At 65.0% G+C, this 16786-nt stretch carries 16 protein-coding genes; 14 read left to right on the top strand and 2 right to left on the bottom strand.

The features are described 5' to 3' along the window. Positions 1 to 150: 150 nt before the first annotated feature. Together VGR67_10105 and VGR67_10100 are read right to left on the bottom strand one after the other, a co-directional pair. Positions 151 to 750: a zf-HC2 domain-containing protein gene (locus VGR67_10105; protein HEV8336758.1), complete on the bottom strand. Its 600-nt coding sequence runs from the start codon at positions 748 to 750 to the stop codon at positions 151 to 153. Then, the gene (locus tag VGR67_10100) at positions 750 to 1385 is read right to left on the bottom strand and encodes a sigma-70 family RNA polymerase sigma factor (protein HEV8336757.1); all 636 of its coding nucleotides are present in this window, start codon (positions 1383 to 1385) and stop codon (positions 750 to 752) included. The genes VGR67_10105 and VGR67_10100 overlap by 1 nt, the downstream gene beginning before the upstream one ends. A 197-nt stretch (positions 1386 to 1582) precedes the next feature. Between VGR67_10100 and VGR67_10095 the strand changes: the two genes are divergently transcribed. From VGR67_10095 to VGR67_10030, 14 genes are all read left to right on the top strand, one after another. Continuing rightward, positions 1583 to 2806, top strand: coding sequence for a GGDEF domain-containing protein (locus tag VGR67_10095; GenBank protein HEV8336756.1), 1224 nt, complete (start codon positions 1583 to 1585; stop codon positions 2804 to 2806). Further along, a complete protein-coding gene (locus tag VGR67_10090; protein HEV8336755.1) occupies positions 2803 to 4011 on the top strand; it encodes a diguanylate cyclase in 1209 nt (402 codons plus the stop codon). Before VGR67_10095 ends, VGR67_10090 begins: the two co-directional genes overlap by 4 nt. Beyond that, a complete protein-coding gene (gene tsaB, locus VGR67_10085) occupies positions 4012 to 4692 on the top strand; it encodes a tRNA (adenosine(37)-N6)-threonylcarbamoyltransferase complex dimerization subunit type 1 TsaB (protein HEV8336754.1) in 681 nt (226 codons plus the stop codon). Continuing rightward, positions 4689 to 5141 carry a ribosomal protein S18-alanine N-acetyltransferase gene (gene rimI / locus VGR67_10080; GenBank protein HEV8336753.1) on the top strand — a complete coding sequence of 151 codons (453 nt, stop codon included), beginning with the start codon at positions 4689 to 4691 and terminating at the stop codon, positions 5139 to 5141. The genes tsaB and rimI overlap by 4 nt, the downstream gene beginning before the upstream one ends. Before the next feature lie 121 nt (positions 5142 to 5262). Further along, positions 5263 to 5511 carry a DUF465 domain-containing protein gene (locus VGR67_10075; protein HEV8336752.1) on the top strand — a complete coding sequence of 83 codons (249 nt, stop codon included), beginning with the start codon at positions 5263 to 5265 and terminating at the stop codon, positions 5509 to 5511. Positions 5512 to 5597: 86 nt separating this feature from the next. Further along, positions 5598 to 6251, top strand: a complete 654-nt coding sequence (locus tag VGR67_10070) for a phosphatidylserine decarboxylase (GenBank protein ID HEV8336751.1) — start codon at positions 5598 to 5600, stop codon at positions 6249 to 6251. Beyond that, the gene (gene pssA / locus VGR67_10065) at positions 6229 to 7008 is read left to right on the top strand and encodes a CDP-diacylglycerol--serine O-phosphatidyltransferase (protein ID HEV8336750.1); all 780 of its coding nucleotides are present in this window, start codon (positions 6229 to 6231) and stop codon (positions 7006 to 7008) included. Before VGR67_10070 ends, pssA begins: the two co-directional genes overlap by 23 nt. Next, a complete protein-coding gene (locus tag VGR67_10060; protein ID HEV8336749.1) occupies positions 6992 to 8038 on the top strand; it encodes an Asd/ArgC dimerization domain-containing protein in 1047 nt (348 codons plus the stop codon). The genes pssA and VGR67_10060 overlap by 17 nt, the downstream gene beginning before the upstream one ends. Continuing rightward, on the top strand, positions 8035 to 8835 hold the full coding sequence (locus VGR67_10055; protein ID HEV8336748.1) for a hypothetical protein: 801 nt from the start codon (positions 8035 to 8037) through the stop codon (positions 8833 to 8835). Before VGR67_10060 ends, VGR67_10055 begins: the two co-directional genes overlap by 4 nt. Positions 8836 to 8866: 31 nt before the next feature. Continuing rightward, on the top strand, positions 8867 to 10108 hold the full coding sequence (locus tag VGR67_10050; GenBank protein ID HEV8336747.1) for an ABC transporter permease: 1242 nt from the start codon (positions 8867 to 8869) through the stop codon (positions 10106 to 10108). After that, a complete protein-coding gene (locus tag VGR67_10045; GenBank protein HEV8336746.1) occupies positions 10101 to 10829 on the top strand; it encodes an ABC transporter ATP-binding protein in 729 nt (242 codons plus the stop codon). Before VGR67_10050 ends, VGR67_10045 begins: the two co-directional genes overlap by 8 nt. 46 nt (positions 10830 to 10875) lie before the next feature. Further along, positions 10876 to 13302 (top strand): ATP-dependent Clp protease ATP-binding subunit, encoded by a 2427-nt coding sequence (locus tag VGR67_10040; GenBank protein ID HEV8336745.1) that lies wholly within the window; start codon positions 10876 to 10878, stop codon positions 13300 to 13302. A gap of 59 nt (positions 13303 to 13361) precedes the next feature. After that, complete coding sequence (bamA, locus tag VGR67_10035; protein HEV8336744.1) at positions 13362 to 16103, top strand: outer membrane protein assembly factor BamA; 2742 nt, start codon at positions 13362 to 13364, stop codon at positions 16101 to 16103. A 48-nt stretch (positions 16104 to 16151) separates the two neighbouring features. Further along, positions 16152 to 16772, top strand: coding sequence for an OmpH family outer membrane protein (locus VGR67_10030; GenBank protein ID HEV8336743.1), 621 nt, complete (start codon positions 16152 to 16154; stop codon positions 16770 to 16772). The last annotated feature ends 14 nt before the right edge of the window (positions 16773 to 16786 follow it).

Genomic DNA, 16786 nt, shown 5'->3' with positions numbered 1-16786 from the left:
TGAACCGGCCGGACTTCCCCCCGTGTCGACGTCATATCCGCAATATAATGCTCAGTCAAAGTTTTGTCAAAATTTATTCCCTTGGAAATCAAAGGACTTGCGCGGTGCCGGCAGGGAGGGAGGGGAGCTTCGGGGAAGCCTCGGGAAGCCTCAGGAGCGCGATTTTCCCATCAGGGCTCGGACCGTCGCGAGGAATCCGACCCCCAGCGCCCCGGCGGCGAGCGCGGCCAGCAACAGCGCCGTCAGGAAGCCCCCCGAGATGAGCGCGGTGTGGAAAGGAAGCAACGGTCCGGGAACTTCGGAGCGCGTAGCGATTTCCAGGAGGAGGGACAAAGCGAATCGACTGAAGCTGGCGATCCACTCCACGAAGAAATTCGGATCGAAGAGCGCCGTTCTTCCTGCGACGTCCCGTCCCCACAACAAGACCGCCGTGCCGGCGGTGGACCCGCCCGCGCCCGCGAGCGCCGTCCAGAACAGCGCCTTGACCAGCCGGAGATGGCGGGGGCGATCGGCCCGGGCGGGCGGCGAGGCGGCCATCACCCGGCTCATCACCGACGCGCGGAAGCTGGAAGGAGGGATCACCTGGGGAAGCCGGTCCAGCGCCGACAAGAGCTCGCGATGGCGGCGCACCCGGACCATGCAGGAGCCGCAGCACTCCAGGTGCGAGGCCACCCGCGAAGCCTCGGGGGTGGAGAGCTCTCCCTCCGCATACTGCGGAACCAGGGGCATGACGCGGGCGCAGGATTCCATCAGCTCTCCAGCTTTCTTCGGAGGATCTCGCGGGCGCGGAACAGCCGGTTCTTCACCGTTCCCAGCGGCAGGCTCTTGACGCGCGCGATGTTCTCGTAGGCCATTCCCTGCAGATGGCGCAGCAGGATCAGCTCCCGATAAGCGGCGGGGAGGGCCTCGATCGCCTCGCCAATCCGATCGCCGAGCTCCCGGCTGGCGAGAAGATCCTCCGGACCGCGCGAGGGGCTCTTCAGCTGGACGACCCCGTCTCCCCTGTCCGGATCCCCCGTGTCGTCCAGCGACAGAAGGGCGGGGGATTGCTTGCGCAGGTGATCGATGCTGCGATTCGAGGCAATCCGGTATATCCAGGTGGAGAAACGGTAGGTCGGGTCGAAGCGATCCAGCGAACGGTAAGCCTTGAAGAAGACTTCCTGCGCCAGATCCAGGGACTGTTCGTAGTCGCCGATCATCCGATAGATGAAGTTGACGATGGGCCGCTCGTAGCGTCGGATCACTTCTTCGTAGTGGTGAACTTCGCCCGCCCTCACCCGAGCCACCAGAATCTCGTCGGACAGCGCCGGCGCGGACGCCTCTCGAGCCGCGGAGGAGGCCGCCCCGGCTTCCCGGCGGGGGAATCTTTTCTCAACCAGGTTCATCGTCCACCCGAGCGAGGAAGGTAGGGGTTTTCGGATCCGAAGGGTCTCATTTTACCCGCATCCTCCGAGATTGAAACGTGGCGAGAGGGACGAAGTTTCACAATTCGCGGCATATCCCCCGCGGCGCGGCAGGGAAGGGTTGACAGCTCTTTCCAGGCGAGGCTAGGATAAGTCCTGTCGCTTCAAGGGAGTGCAGGGTGCACGCCTGGATGTTCCCGCCGAGCCTGGATGCCACGACCCGCGAGGAGCTTCTCTTGATCCTCGACGGGTCCCCCCCGGGGGATCCGGGGGAGGCCCGGGCCCGCCTGCAGGAAGTCTGCCGCCGGAAGGGATTGCCGACTTGCTCGACGTTGATGAGGCTGGTGATCCAGGCGGAGCTCTCCGAGGAGGAGGCCTCCGGCCTCTGGGACTCCCTCGGCGCCCACCGCGAAGCGCTGGCCTCGCATCTTGGAAGAGATCCTGGGTGGCGCGTGGCGGCCATGGACTACCTCCAGCAGGAAAAGGCGTTCTTTGCGGCTCCGGCCCTCGTCGAAGATGCGCTTCTCGAGAACGTCTTCCGTGCCGCGCGGCCAAACGCCGCGACGCGCCTCGCTTCCTCCCGCTGGTTCCTCGATCTGATGAAGCGTGAAATCCGGCGCGCGCGCCGGGCCTCGCGCGGCTTCTGCCTGATCCTCGCCGAGCTGGACGGCCTCGGTCGCGTGAATGCCGCCTACGGGCGCACCGTGGGAGATGCGGCGCTGAAAGAGGTCTTCCGCACGCTCGGCGCCCGTCTTCGGGACACCGACGTCGTGGCGCGGGCCGGCGGGACGCGTCTCGCGCTGCTGCTTCCCGAGGCGCGGCGGCTCGGGGCCCGTGCGGCCGCGGAGCGCGCTCGCGCGGCCGTGGAAGAGCGCACCCGGCAGCCCGGTCGCGCGGGGGAGAGGCTCCTGCTCACGATGTCGGCGGGAGTAGCCGCCTACCCCGACGACGGAGAGACGGCGGAGCGGCTTCTCCAGTGCGCCTCGTTGGCGCTCGAACAGGCCCGCGCGGGCGGCGGAAACTCCACCGTCCTCCATTTCCAGGAAAAGCGCCGCGGCATCCGTTTTCGAGTCGCGGGCAAGCCCCTTGAATGCGGGGTTCTCGGGCCGGAGGCGGCGGAGCCGATGCGTTTGAAGGTCTGCGAGCTGGGCACGACGGGAGCGCTTCTCGAGTCGCCGGGACCGTTCCGCGTCGGAGACGAGCTCGAGATCCGGCTTCCGGAGGGGCCTCCCCGACCCGATCTGCGGCTCCGCGCCCGGGTCGAGCGGCTCATTCCGCCGAGCCCCCGGTCGCCGGCCGAAGGCTTCCGGGTGGCGGTGGGATTCCTTTCCGGGGATGCCGGAGCGCTGGACAATTTCCTCGAAGGCCTCGAGGGACGCGGCATCCAGCGGGGCGATTCGTGATCACGGTCGACGAGGTGGAGCGCGTCAAGGGGGAGCTGCTGGCGCTCCTGGACGAGGACACGCACAACGAGGAGCGGATTTTGAATCGCCTGTCGCAAATCCGCGCCGAAACGGGAATCCAGGTCCACGCCGCGCTCCTGCTGATTTTGACCCGGCTTCTCATGGAGGAGGAAGAAGCCCGGGCTCTCTGGAACGCGATTCTCCAGCACCGTATCAACCTGATCACGCGCGTCGGGAGGGAGATTGGCCTGAGAGTGGCCACTTTCGACTACCTCCTGAACGTCAACCGCAAGCTGACCCGGCCGCGGATCATCGAGCTGGAGGTGCTCGAGGAGGCGGAGAGATCCAGCGCCCTCGATCCTCTCACCGGGCTGTACAACCAGCGCTATTTTCGCTCCGCCCTCCAGAAAGAGCTGCGCCGATCGCGTCGTTACGAGCTCGATCTGGCGCTGCTCTACATGGATCTGGACAGTTTTCGCGAGATCAACGAGCGGCACGGGGATCTGGTGGGGGACATCCTTCTCAAGGAAGTCGCGATCCTCATCAAGAACAAGATCCGGGACATCGACGTGGCGGCCCGCTACAGCGGCGAGGAATTCGTCCTGCTTCTTCCCGAGACCGAACGCATGGGCGCCTACCTCGTGGCGGAGCGGATCCGGCGGGAGATCGAGAGGCATTTCGTGCGCCGGGACGTCGACGGCAAGCCGATTCAGATGACCCTCAGCGTCGGCCTGGCCCAGTATCCCGAAGATGCCACCGTCGGCGATCGGCTCGTCACGAAAGCCGAGGAGGCCCTCTACCAATCCAAGGCCCGGGGCCCCAACGGGGTCTCCGTCTTCTACCGGGAGCGGCGAGATTTCATCCGATTCGATGCGGGATGCCGCGGATTGAAGATCGAGTTGCGGCCCGCCAACGGCGCTAGCGCCGGTTCGCCCTCCGCGGCGCGGAACATCAGCCGCAGCGGGCTGCTGATCGAGACCGGCAAGCCCTATTCCATTGGCGAGGAAGTCGCCGTCCGCTGTCACGACCCGGCCGGCGCCGAGACCATCACGCTGCGTGGGAGAGTCGTGCGGGTGGAGGATCTGGAGGGGATCGGAAAAGCCGAACGCTTCGACGTCGGGATCGCCTTCGTCCTGGACTGGGAGCACCAGGAGGCCGAAATCAGGGAGTTCCTCGAGCGCGAGAACGTCGGGGCCGGCGCCTGAATGATCGCCCTGGGCGTCGACACCTCGACCCCCGCCGGCAGCGTCGCGCTCGTGAGCGCCGGCCGGATCCTCGGTGAAATCAACCTGGAAGCTCCGGGCCATCACCAGGAGCGGTTGCTCCGCGTCGTGGATCTCCTCCTGGATCTGTCCGGCACCCGGATGGCCGACGTGGGAGTGCTCGGGGTGGGGCTGGGCCCTGGGACGTTCACGGGACTGCGCATCGGCATCGCCACGGTCAAGGGCCTGGCGCTGGCCGGCGGGATCCCCGCCCACGGGTTTTCGACCCTCGAGGCCATGGCCCGGACATACCGGGATCGCGGACTCCCGGTGGCGCCGATGATCGACGCCGGACGCGGCGAGGTCTATGCTGGGTTGTTCGATGCGGCCGCCGAGGCGCCACGATCGCTGCTCAAGGAGCGGGGAGGATCGCCGCGGGAGTTCCTGGAAGCGCTTCCGGAAGGCCCCGTTCTCTTCTGCGGAGACGGAGCCTTTAGGAACTGCGATCTGATCGCTCAAGTTCGCGGCTCGGCCGATTGGGTCGAGCCTAATCCCTGCTTTCTGGGCGGCACCCTGGCTCGCTGGGCCGCCGAGCGGCAGGCCGGGAGGATGCCCTGGTCCTTAAGCGCCCTCCAGCCCAATTACATCCGCCCGCCGGACGCCGAAATCCGCCCCCGGAGGTGACAGGGACGCGTATCGAGCCGATGCGTCCGGGAGATCTCGCCCAGGTCGTCGCCATCGAGGAGGCCACCTTCTCCGTTCCTTGGAGTCCGCGGAATTTCCTGCATGAAATGGAAGAGAACCCTTTTGCCTGCAGCCGGGTCGTGCGCGGCCGGGACGGTCGCATCGAGGCCTATGCGTGCGCCTGGATGGTGGATGCCGAGGTCCGCGTCAACAACATCGCGGTCCGCGAAGAGTCCCGAGGGCGCGGGCATGGAGAAGCGCTGCTCCGACACCTCATGGAGGAGGGCCGGTCCCAGGAATGCACGCGGGTGACCCTGGAAGTGCGGCCTTCCAACCGGGTGGCCCTCTCCCTTTACGAGAAGCTGGGGTTCCGGGTCGTCGCCCGGAGGAAGGGGTACTATAGTGACACCCATGAGGATGCCCTGGTGATGAGACGGAAGCTTCCGTGAGCCGTTCCGGCCGGGAGGCCTTGCCCAAAAGCGAGACACAATGCTAAATTAAGACTTAGAAGACCATGCTGAATCGTCCTGCCGATCCCATACGCCCTTTCATCCGCGAGGAGGTGCCGCCATGGAGACCGATCTCCGGGAGCTCAGGGAGCTCCTGCAGCGAGAGAATGTGGAGTTCCGCGCATTGATGGAATCGCACGCCAGCTGCGAGGTCAGGCTCCAGGAGCTTCAGGGGAAAGGGTTTCTCAACGAATCCGAGAAACTGGAGGAAGTGACGATCAAGAAGAAGAAGCTCCATCTCAAGGACAAGATGGAATCGATTCTGAGGCATTATCGTAATGACGATCTGGCGACGTCCGGTCCGCGGTGAGCCGGTCGCGAGACGGGCGGAACATTCGGGATTGAGTCGAAAGGGGGGGAACCCCCTTTTTTTCTGCCAATCAAGAGGCCGGGCGAATGCCTTTGGCACGTGAATCCTTTCCTTACCTGCTCACCGGAGTGTCGGTGGGAGCCGCCGCCCTTCTCTTCGGGTTTCCCTGGCTGGGCGCGATGGCCCTGCTCCTCTCCGGCTTCATCGCCTTCTTCTTCCGGGATCCGGCCCGGGAGATTCCCGGAGGCGCAGGCGTCTTCGTGTCCCCGGGGGACGGAAAAGTGACCGAAGTCCGCAGCCTGGGTCTCACCGGGGGAACGCGTGTTTCCATTTTCCTGTCCCTTTTCGACGTTCACATGAACCGCTCCCCGGTCGCGGGACGCATCGATCGGGTGAGATACCAGGAAGGGCGGTTCCTGCCGGCCAACCTGTCGCGCTCGGCGAGCGAAAACGAGCGGAATGAGATTACGATTTCGAGCGACATGGGATCCGTGCGGCTGGTCCAGATCGCCGGAGTGGTGGCGCGGCGAATCGTTTTCTGGAAGAAGGAGGGGGACGAGGTGGCGCTCGGCGAGCGCATCGGCTTGATCCAGTTCGGATCCCGGATCGAGGTGGATCTTCCGGCGGGAGTGAGTCCCGAGGTGACCGTCGGCTCCCGAGTCAAGGGAGGCAGCAGCATCCTGGGCGTGGCGCGGGCATCCGCGAAGGAGCAGTCGATTGCGCAAGAAAGCGGGAGGTAGACCGAGATTCCGGCGCGGGGCAACGCTGCCCAGCGTCCTGACCTCGGTGAACCTGTTTTTCGGCGTCCTCTCGATGGTTCGATCGGCGCAGGGGCAGTATGAGTTCGCGGCCCTGTTCATCGCCCTGTCGATTCTGCTGGACGGTTTGGACGGTATGGTGGCGCGGATGACGGGGACGGCGAGCGATTTCGGCCGGGAGCTCGACTCTCTGGCCGACCTGCTCGCCTTCGGAGTCGCCCCGGCCTTTCTCGCCTACTCCTGGGGACTGTCGGACCTGGGCCGCCCGGGGGTTGCGGCGACCTTCGCCTTCGTCCTCTGCGGGGCTCTGAGGCTGGCGCGATTCAACATCCAGGCCTCCACCATCGACAAGCGATATTTCGTCGGCCTGCCGATTCCGGCCGCCGCGGGGGCCGTGGCGGCGCTGGTCTATTACTACCCCACCGCCGTGCACGACCCAGTTCTGAGCGCCCTGGTGGGACTGCTGCTGGTGACCCTGTCCGCCTTGATGATCTCCCGGGCCCGGTACCGCAGCCTCAAGGAGCTGGACCTCCGGGCCCGCCGCCCGTACCAGCTTCTGGTCCCTCCCGCTCTGATCCTCCTGGCGATCTTCGCCTGGCCTGAGCCCGTCCTGCTCGGAATCAGCTTCCTCTATGTCCTGTCCGGCGTGATCCCGAGAGGCCTCTTCTCGGGGCGCGCGGAGAGCCGCGAGGGAGCAGGGCCTTTCCCCGTGGAGCCTGGCCGTGGCCAAGAGCGTTGAGCGCGCCGGCGGCGCCGAGCGGGTGAACATCGCTCTCTTCGATTCCTCGACCCTGATCGGCAAAGGGGTCAAGAGGCATCTGACCCGGCGGCGCTTTCCGGTGGGGGAGGTGCGCCTCTTCGACACCGGGGCCGTCGAGGAGGGGGGCAACCTGGGGGAGTTCGGCGGCGAGCCCCTCCTGGCCGTCCGGCCCGACCTCGACGAGATGGAGCGGATCGATCTCGCCTTCTGGTGCGGCCGCGCGGGGAGCGGAAAGGACTTCCTGGACTGGCCCGGACGCGGGAATTTCGTGGCCATCGATCTGACGCGCTCGGCGAACGTCATGCCGTCGGCGCCGCTGGTCAATGCCTCCGTGAATCCGGCCGCCGTGAAGCGCCACGAGGGGGTCCTCGCCTCCCCGCATCCCGTTTCCCAATTCCTTTCGACCGTGCTCGCGCCTCTGGCCCGGAGCGTTCCTCTCGCCGAGGTCGTGAGCGTCGTCCTGCAGCCGGTCTCGGAAGAGGGGGAGCAGGGGATCGAGGAGCTCTACCGGCAGACGGTGGGACTCTTGAACTTCTCGGAGGTGCCGCGGGACCTTTTCGGTCGCGTGCTCGCCTTCAACGTCGTTCCCGCCTCCCTCGTGCCGGGGGAAGGACCGCGAGACGATCGGCTCTCCTGGGAGGTGGCGACGATCCTGAACGACCACTCGTTCGCTCACGGGCTCAAGGTGCTTCACGTGCCCGTGTTCCATTGTCATGCCTCCGTCTCCCGGCTCCGGTTCCGGCAGGAGCTCTCGACGGAGGCCATCCGGAAGGCGCTCGCCCAGGAACCGACCATCCGAATCCGCGAAGGCGCGGGCGGCGCCACGCCGGCGGAGCTCGCCGGCGAAGATCACATCGTGCTGGGAGAGATCCGTCCCGACCCGTCCGCTCCCGGCTGCTTTTGGCTCTGGGGAATCACGGACAATCTGGCCACGGGAGCCTCCTTGAACGCCGTGCGGATCGCGGAGGAGCTGGTCAGCTCCGGTTCCCTAAAAAGGAGAAAGTCATGATCCGCACCCTGCCGGTGGCCTCGTGCCTGATCCTCGGGATTCTGGCGTTTTGGTCGACCCCAGGCCGGGCGATCGCCCAGGACGAGCCCGACACCCCGGAGGGCGCCGCCGCGGCCGTCTACGCGCTGAAGGTGGATCTCGACCTGGAGAAAAGCCGGCTGGATCGGCGCCTGGCGGGCTACGCGGATGCCGAGCGCCGGAGAGAGGATCTGCGGGATCAGATCTCGGTGCTTTACGCCCGAATCGGCGCCCTCGTCCGCCGGGGAGAGGCGACCGAGTCCGCGGAGGACAGCCTCGCCAACCTGACTTCGGGACTGTTTGCCGCGGAGCAGGCCGAGGCGGCGGCGCGCGAGGACCTGCGGCGTCTGCGGGAACAGATCGCCGAATCGCGCGAGCGCGTGCGGTTCCTGCAGGAACGCATCGCCAGCTTGAGGCGCGCCGCTCCCGTCGAGCCCGAGAGCCTCGCCGGAGTCTGGGATGTGACGATTCTCCCGAGCGGCAATCGGGGGGTGTTCACGCTGAGGCAATCGGGCACCCTGATCTCGGGAGAATACCAGCTCGACGGGGGATGGCGAGGCAGCCTCCAAGGCACCCTCGTCAACAACAAGCTGGTCCTGCACCGGATCGACAGCAAGCTGGGGTCCGTGTCGGACCTCGACGGGATCGTCACTTCCGACCTGAGATCGATCAAAGGGAACTGGCAGAGCCGCGTCCTGAGCGACGGATCGGCAAACTCCGGAGTCTGGAGCGGGCGGAAGCGGGAGACGAGGAAAAAATCGGAAGCCACCGCACCCTGAGTCCCCATCCGGCAGAATATCGATGAGGCCCATGTCCTACGAGCTCTTCATCGCGCTTCGTTACCTGACCGCCAAGAGGAAGCAGACCTTCGTCTCCGTCATCTCGCTCATCTCCGTGCTCGGAGTGATCGTGGGGGTCGCCGCCCTGATCATCGCTCTGGCGCTGATGACCGGCTTCCAGCAGGACATCCGTGAGAAGATTCTGGGCGCCAACGCCCACCTGACGGTCTTCGGATCCTGGGCGCAGCGGCCGATCGAGGACCCGGACCGTATCGTGCGTCTCCTCCTCGCGGTTCCGGGAATCGCCGCCGCCGCCCCGGTCGTCCTGGAGAAGGGGCTCGTCATCAGCGATCTCAATCCGGGTGGCACGGCGGTGATGTTGAAGGGAATCCGCCTGGATCAGGAGCGGCACGTCACCGATCTGGCGCGCAAGGTGGTGGCGGGCGATCTGAACGCCCTCACCCGCAAGGGGAGCGAGGGCAGGGAGGGGATCGCGCTCGGCAAGGATCTCGCGGCCGCGCTGGGGGTTGCCCCGGGCGATCGGGTGCGGGTCATCCTCCCTCAGCTGCAGATGACCCCCTTTCTTCCCATGCCGAAGAGCCGGCCGTTCGAAGTCGTGGCCCTCGTCGACTCTGGCTTCTACGATTACGACTCCACGCGCGCCTACCTGGATCTGCGGTCGGCGCAGGCCTTCGGATCCTTGGGGAGCGCGGCGACCGTCATCGAAGCGCGGACCACCGATCTCTCGCGGCTCAAGGAAATCGGCGAGGAGGCGCAACGCCGCCTGGGCAAGGATTACTTCGTGAACGATCTGATCGCCATGAACAAGACGTTTTTCACGGCGCTGAACCTCGAGAAGCTTCTGATGAGCATCGCCGTCGGGCTGATCGTGGTGGTGGCGGCCTTGAACATCATCACCGTCCTGATCCTGATGGTGATGGAGAAGGTGCGGGATATCGGAACCCTGGTGGCGCTGGGCGCGGCCCCGGGGGGCATCACCCGGATCTTCATGTTCCAGGGGGTCCTCATCGGGCTGTTCGGGACGGCGGTGGGATGTCTCCTCGGGCTCGGACTCTGCTGGGGGCTCGACACCTATCACGTGGTCAAGCTGCCCGTCGAGGTCTATTACATCCCCTACGTGCCGTTCAAGGTCCGCGGCCTGGACGTAGCGCTGGTCTGCCTCCTTTCCGTGGCCGCCTCTTTCCTGGCCACGCTATATCCCTCCTCGCGGGCCGGGCGGCTCGACGCCGTGGAGGCCCTGCGCTATGAGTAGTCCCGCCGTCGACGCCCGGAGTCTCTTCAAATCGTATCCGTCCGGGGCGAGGCGGCTCGAGGTCCTGCGGGATCTCACGCTGGCCGTTGACAAGGGAGAGATGGTCGCCGTGGTCGGGGAATCGGGCGCCGGCAAGAGCACGCTCCTGCACCTGCTGGGAGGGCTTGATCGCCCCGACTCGGGAACCATCGCGCTGGCGGGGACGGAGCTGACGCGTCTCGATGCGGTCCAGTCGGCGCTGTTGCGCAACCGCGAGGTCGGTTACGTCTTCCAATTCCATCACCTCCTGCCGGAGTTCACCGCGGAGGAGAACGTCTGCCTTCCTTGCCTGATCCGGCGGGAGCCCCTGCGCGAAGCGAAGCGCCGGGCCCGGGCCTTGTTGGAGGAGCTGGGGCTGGACTCCCGTCGCGAGCACCGTCCCGCCGAGCTCTCCGGCGGCGAGCAGCAGCGGGTGGCGCTGGCGCGGGCGCTTATCGCCCGGCCCTCGGTGCTGCTGGCCGACGAGCCGACGGGCAATCTGGACTTCCGAACCAGCGAAGTCGTCTTCGCGATGATCCGGGAGGCGGTAGGAAGACGCGGCACGGCCACGGTGCTCGTGACCCACAGCGAGAGGCTGGCGCGGCGCTGCGATCGAGTCTGGGTCATGGAGGAGGGCGCTCTGCGCCACCTTTCGGGAAGCGGATACCGGTTCGGTTTGGAATCGCCTGCGATCCAGATATAATTGACCTCAAAGCCGTTGCCGCGTCCAAGGCATCTTCGAGAGGCCCATGTTCGAAAAGTACACGGAGCGCGCCAAGAAAATCCTCTTCCTCGCCCGCTACGAGGCGAGCCAGATGGGGAGCAAGGTCATCGCCTCCGAGCACCTCCTCCTCGGTCTCCTGAAGGAGGGCGACGAGATCACCCGCGAGATCTTCCGTCGTTCCAACGTCAACGTCGAACTTCTGCAGGCCGAGCTGGAAGCCCGGGGGCCTTCGGGAGAGAAGATCTCGACGACGATCGAAATCCCCTTCAGCGAGGAGACGAAACGCGTGCTGGCGCACGCGGAGGAGGAGGCGGAGCGCCTGCTGCATCCTTACGTGGGCAACGAGCACCTTCTGCTAGGCCTCCTCCGGGTCGAGGACTCGGCCGCCGGACGGACCCTGCACGAGAAGGGGATGAGGCTGTATTCGGTGCGCGAGGACACCGTCGCCGTCTGGAAGGAGCGCTCGCTGCCGAAGAAGATCAAGGAGACGCCCTTCCTGAACGAGTTCTCCCGGGATCTCAGCGAGATGGCGGGCCGCCAGCTCTTCGATCCCCTGATCGGCCGCGACACCGAGATCCAGCGGATGATCCAGATTCTCTCCCGGCGGCGCAAGAACAACATCGTCCTGCTGGGCGACCCGGGAGTTGGCAAGACCGCGATCGTGGAAGGCCTGGCTTCGCGCATCGCGCTGGGAGACGTGCCCGGCTCGCTGGCCGCCAAGCGGATTCTGGCACTCGACTTGTCGTTGATCGTCGCGGGGACGAAATACCGCGGGCAGTTCGAGGAGCGCCTCAAGGGGATTCTCTCGGAGCTGATGGGGAACGAGAACATCATCATCTTCATCGACGAGATCCATTGCCTGATCGGAGCCGGCTCCGCGGAAGGGTCCCTCGATGCCGCGAGCATCATCAAGCCGGCCCTCTCGCGCGGCGAGGTGCAGTGCATCGGGGCCACGACGCCTAAGGAATACCACCGGTACATCGAGCGGGATCGCTCCCTCGTCCGGCGGTTCCAGTCGGTCAAGATCCACCCCCCGTCGGAGGAGGAGACGGTCCGGATCCTCTTCGGGATCAAGGAGCGGTACGAGAAATTCCATCGGGTCCGGTATTCCGACGAGGCCCTGTACCAGGCGGTCTACATGTCGAGCCGGTACATCAGCGACCGCTTCCTCCCGGACAAGGCGATCGACGTGATCGACGAGGCGGGTGCGCGGGTGAAGCTCTACCGCAGCGCCTCGTACAAGGAGCTCCGGGAGATGGAGCAGGAAATCGAGAGAGCCGTCTCCAGCATGAAGAATTTCCTGTTCCGCAAGGATTTCGAGAACGCCGTGAAGCACCACGACGAGGAGATCGCCCTGCGGAAGAAATACGAGGAATGCCGCCGGCGGGAGCAGGAGGAGTCGGGGACGGTCCTCGAGGTGAGCCGGGACGACGTGGAGGAAGTCATCTCGAAATGGACCGGCATTCCGCTCTCCTCGGTGCGCAAGGAGGAGATGGAGAAGCTGCTCAAGATGGAGGACTACCTCCATCGGCGGATCATCGGGCAAAACGAGGCGATTTCCGCGCTGTCCCGCGCCATCCGGCGATCCCGGGCCGGATTGAAGAGTCCGATGAGGCCGGTGGGGTCCTTCATGTTCCTGGGACCGACGGGAGTGGGCAAGACCGAGGTCGCGCGCAGCCTGGCGGATTTCCTCTTCGGCAACGAGCGCTCCCTCATCCGGTTCGACATGTCGGAGTACATGGAGAAGCACGCGGTGGCGAAGATGATCGGCTCGCCCCCCGGCTACGTCGGCTACGAGGAAGGAGGCCAGCTCACCGAGCGGGTCAAGAGAAAGCCCTATTCCGTCGTGCTCCTGGACGAAATCGAGAAAGCCCATCCCGACGTCCTCAACATCCTGCTTCAGGTCTTCGAGGACGGCCAGATCACCGACGCCTATGGCGACACGATCGACTTCAAGAACACTCTGCTGATCATGACGTCCAACATCGGATCCTCCCTGATCCAGAAAGGGCCGAAGCTGGGATTTCGGGGTGCCGATCCCCTGGAGGCCTACCGGACGAGGAAGGAGCTCGTGATGAGGGAGGTGAAGCACGCCCTCAGCCCGGAGTTCCTGAATCGGATCGACGAGATCATCGTGTTCGACGCCCTTTCCGACGACGACCTTCTCGCCATCGCCCGCCTGATGATCCGCTGGCTGAACGAAGGGCTCGCGCATCGGGGAATCGGACTCACGCTGCGAGACGAGGTCTACCGCTGGCTCATCGACACCACCTGCGGCGATCGATCCTATGGCGCCCGGCCGCTTCGTCGCGCCATTCAAAAGCACATCGAGGATGCTCTTTCAGAGAACATCATCCTCGGAACGCTGCCCCGCCAGGGGGAGATCGAGATTTTCCTGGATCAGGAGAAGCCGGCCTTCCGGGAAGCGATGGAAATCAACACCATCCAGTGAATTTCGCCAAGGCCGACCCCCGTCCCGGCCCGGCGTGGGATGCACGAGGAATCCTGGGCATGGACTTGCGCCGTGTGTGGAGGGCCGCCGCGTGGATCGTCCTGGCGGCGTCCGCGGCCGCCTGGGGCCAGGCCGAGATCATCGAAAAGATCGTCGTGGACGGCAACGTCCGGATCTCGACGCAGGCCTTGATGAGCCAGCTCTCCATCAAGGAAGGCGATCCCTACGACGAAGAGACGCTGCGCGCGGAGTTCCGGCGCCTGTGGGAACTGAACCTGTTCGACAACATCGCGCTGGAAGTCCGCCAGGGAGAGAAGGGCAAGATCGTCCTCTGGCACGTCACCGACAAGCCCCTGATCGCCGACGTCGAATACAAGGACGTCAAGGCGTTCACCGCCACCCAGCTCGAGGAGAAGCTGACCGAGCAGAAGGCCGACATCAAGCGGGGCTCGCCCCTGGACTACACGCGCATCCGCAAGGCCCAGGAGACGATTGAAATGCTCCTCGGCCAGAAGGGATTTCTGGACGCGGAAGTGAAGGTGGACGTGAAGGAGATCGCCCCGGGCCAGGAATCGATCACGTTCCGCGCCCGCCAGGGAGGCAAGACGAAAATCCGCAAGATCGACTTCGTGGGCAACACCGTCTTCAAGGACCGGCAGCTCAAGAAGATGATGAAGCTGACGCGCGAGCGGGGACTGTTCAGCTGGGCCGGCTCGAAGGACCTTTATCATCCCGGCAAGTTCGACGAGGACGCGCGGATCATCCGCCAGGCCTATCTGGATCGGGGCTATCTGGACGTGGAGGTGAAGCCGGAGGTGGTGGAGCTCCTTCCGGGCGAAAAGCCCGCCAAGACGCCGGAGGAGGCCGAGAAGAGGCGCCGGAAGGCCGAGCGGGCCGCGGCGCAGGCGGCCGCGAAGGCGGCGCGCCGGGAGGCGAAGGCGGCGGAACGGAAGGCGCAGGCCGAGGCGAAGGCCAAGGCGCTCGCGGCGAAAGGGAAGCCTCCCTCGGAAAAGAAGCCGAAGGAGGCGAAGACCCACGAGCCCAAGGTCCCGAAGAAATGGATCTTCGCCACGGTGCCGATCGAGGAGGGGCCCCAGTACCGCGTGGGGACCGTCTCCGTCGAGGGGAACGAGGTCTACACCGACGCCGAGATCCTGACCCGCGTGCCGCTTCAGTCCGGGGAGATCTTCAACGACTCGGTCGTGAAGAACGGACTCGGCCGGATTCAGCTCGATTACGGCGAGCGCGGCTATTTCTACGTCACGGCGAACCAGGTCGTGGACAAGACGCCGGCGCACCAGGCGAATCTCAAGATCGAGATCAACGAGGACAAGCAATACCGGATCAACACGCTCGAATTCTCGGGGAACTCCACCACCCGAGATCGCGTGCTGCGCCGCGAAATGAAGGTCGCCGAGGAGGACCTGTTCGACCTCAAGCGCTTCCGGCTCGGCATGAGGAAAATCAACCAGCTGGGCTACTGGCAGATCTCCGACGAAGCGTCGATCCGCCCCCGCACCGGCGAGAACAAGGTCGACATCGTGGTCCAAGGGAAAGAGGCCAACCGCAACGAGATCCAGGTGGGCGGGGGCGTCAGCGGACTCGACGGGGCGTTCTTCTCCGGATCGTACGCCACCCGGAATTTCCTCGGCCGGGGGGAGATCCTGCAGACCTACTTCCAGGTGGGAGGGCGTCTCACCCGGTACAGCATCTCCTTCATCGAGCCTTGGTTCCTGGGAAGGCCTTACACGGTCGGGTTCAGTCTCTTCAAACGCAACACCGATTACCGTGACTTCCAGCAGGGGGGGCAGGGGGTGAGCGTGCAGGTGGGGCGGCTCCTGGGCGATTTCAGCCGCTTCGACGCGACGTATCTCCTGGAGGACGTGACCTACACCGACAGACGCAACGTCACCTCCCGGAGCACGACCAGCAGCATCGTCCCCGTGTTCACGTACGATACGAGGAACAACTTCTTCCGTCCGACGCGCGGTTTCCGGTTCCAGCTCGCCACCGAGTACGCCGGGGGCGCTTTGGGCGGCGACAACTATTTCTTCAAGCCGTACGGATCCGCGACGCTCTATCTCCCGTCGTTTCGCCGTCACTACATGGGGATCAACGCCTCGGCGGGATACGTGTACGGGTTCGGAGGGCGGGCCATCCCCACGTTCGAGCGCTTTTTCCTCGGAGGGGAGCGCTCGCTGCGGGCGTTCAAGAGCCGGACGGTCAGTCCGTCCCGCTCGGATCTCGATCTGAACGGCAACGGCATCATCGACACCCCCGAGGATACCGACGGGGACGGAATCCTCGACCTGAACGAAGACGCGAACGGCAACGGAGTCCTGGACACGGAAGATCTGAACGGCAACGGGATTCTGGACGCCGGCGAGGATCTCAACGGGAACGGAGTGCTGGACACGGAGGACGTGGACGGCGACGGCCGGCTCGACTTCAGCGAGGATCGGAACGCGAACGGGGCGCTGGACAAGGGTGAGGATACCAACGGCGACAAGATCTTCGGCACGGTATTCCCCGGAGGGGACAAGTTCGTCCAGTTCAACTACGAGTACGTGATCCCGATCGGCGACACGTTCGAATTCCTGACCTTCGTGGACGCGGGCAACGCGTTCGACGACTATCAGAAGATCGATTTGACCCGGCTGCGCCTCGACTACGGGGTCGAGCTGCGTTTCTACCTTCCCGTGTTCCAGGCCCCGCTGAGGTTCATTTACGGCATCATCCAGAATCCGGAGCCGGGAGAGAAGGCGAGCAGCTTCCAGTTCTCCATCGGCACGACTTTCTAGGCGGACGAATCGGCGGCAACCATTTCAATGGTACAGGAGAGAAAAGGAATGACTGGAAAGATGATCGGAACGATCCTGCTGGCGATCGTCCCCTTCGCGCCGGCGGCGGCCCAGCAGCAGGAGCCGCGCATCGGGGTCTTCGATTCCCAGCCGGTCTGGCAGCAGACGGAAGAGGGGAAGAAGCTGCAGGCTCAGCTGGCCGCCTTCCGGGACGGCAAGGTCGGGGAGATCAACGGCAAAGAATCGGAGCTCAACAAGCTGCGGGAGAGGCTGCGCAGCCAGGAGGTGAGCCTCAGCGACGACAAGAAGAGCCAGATGCTGAAGGACATCGATCAGAAGACCATCGATCTCAAGCGGCTGAACGACGACGCGACCCGGGAGATGCAATCCCAGCTCAAGGACGCTCAGGATCAGTTCCAGCGGGAGCTCTTCGACGTGGTCGAGGCGCTCGGAAAAGACAAGAAGTACACTCTCATCCTGGAAAAGACGATCGTGGTCTACAACAACGAGACGGTGGACATCACCAAGGAGGTGGTCGCCAAATTCAACGAGATGTTCAAGGGCGCCGCGGCCGCTCCTCCCGCTGCGAAGACCAAGGAAGTGAAGCCCACGGCGGAGCCGAAGAAGCCGGCGCCGGATTCGAAGAAGCCTCCCGGAGGCGGCAACTGATCATTCCCGGGGCC

The organism is Candidatus Polarisedimenticolia bacterium, from assembly GCA_036004685.1.
Classification (GTDB): domain Bacteria; phylum Acidobacteriota; class Polarisedimenticolia; order Gp22-AA2; family AA152; genus DASYRE01.
The sequence above is the reverse complement of the archived record's forward strand: the minus strand, read 5'-3'. Positions and strand labels throughout refer to the sequence as shown.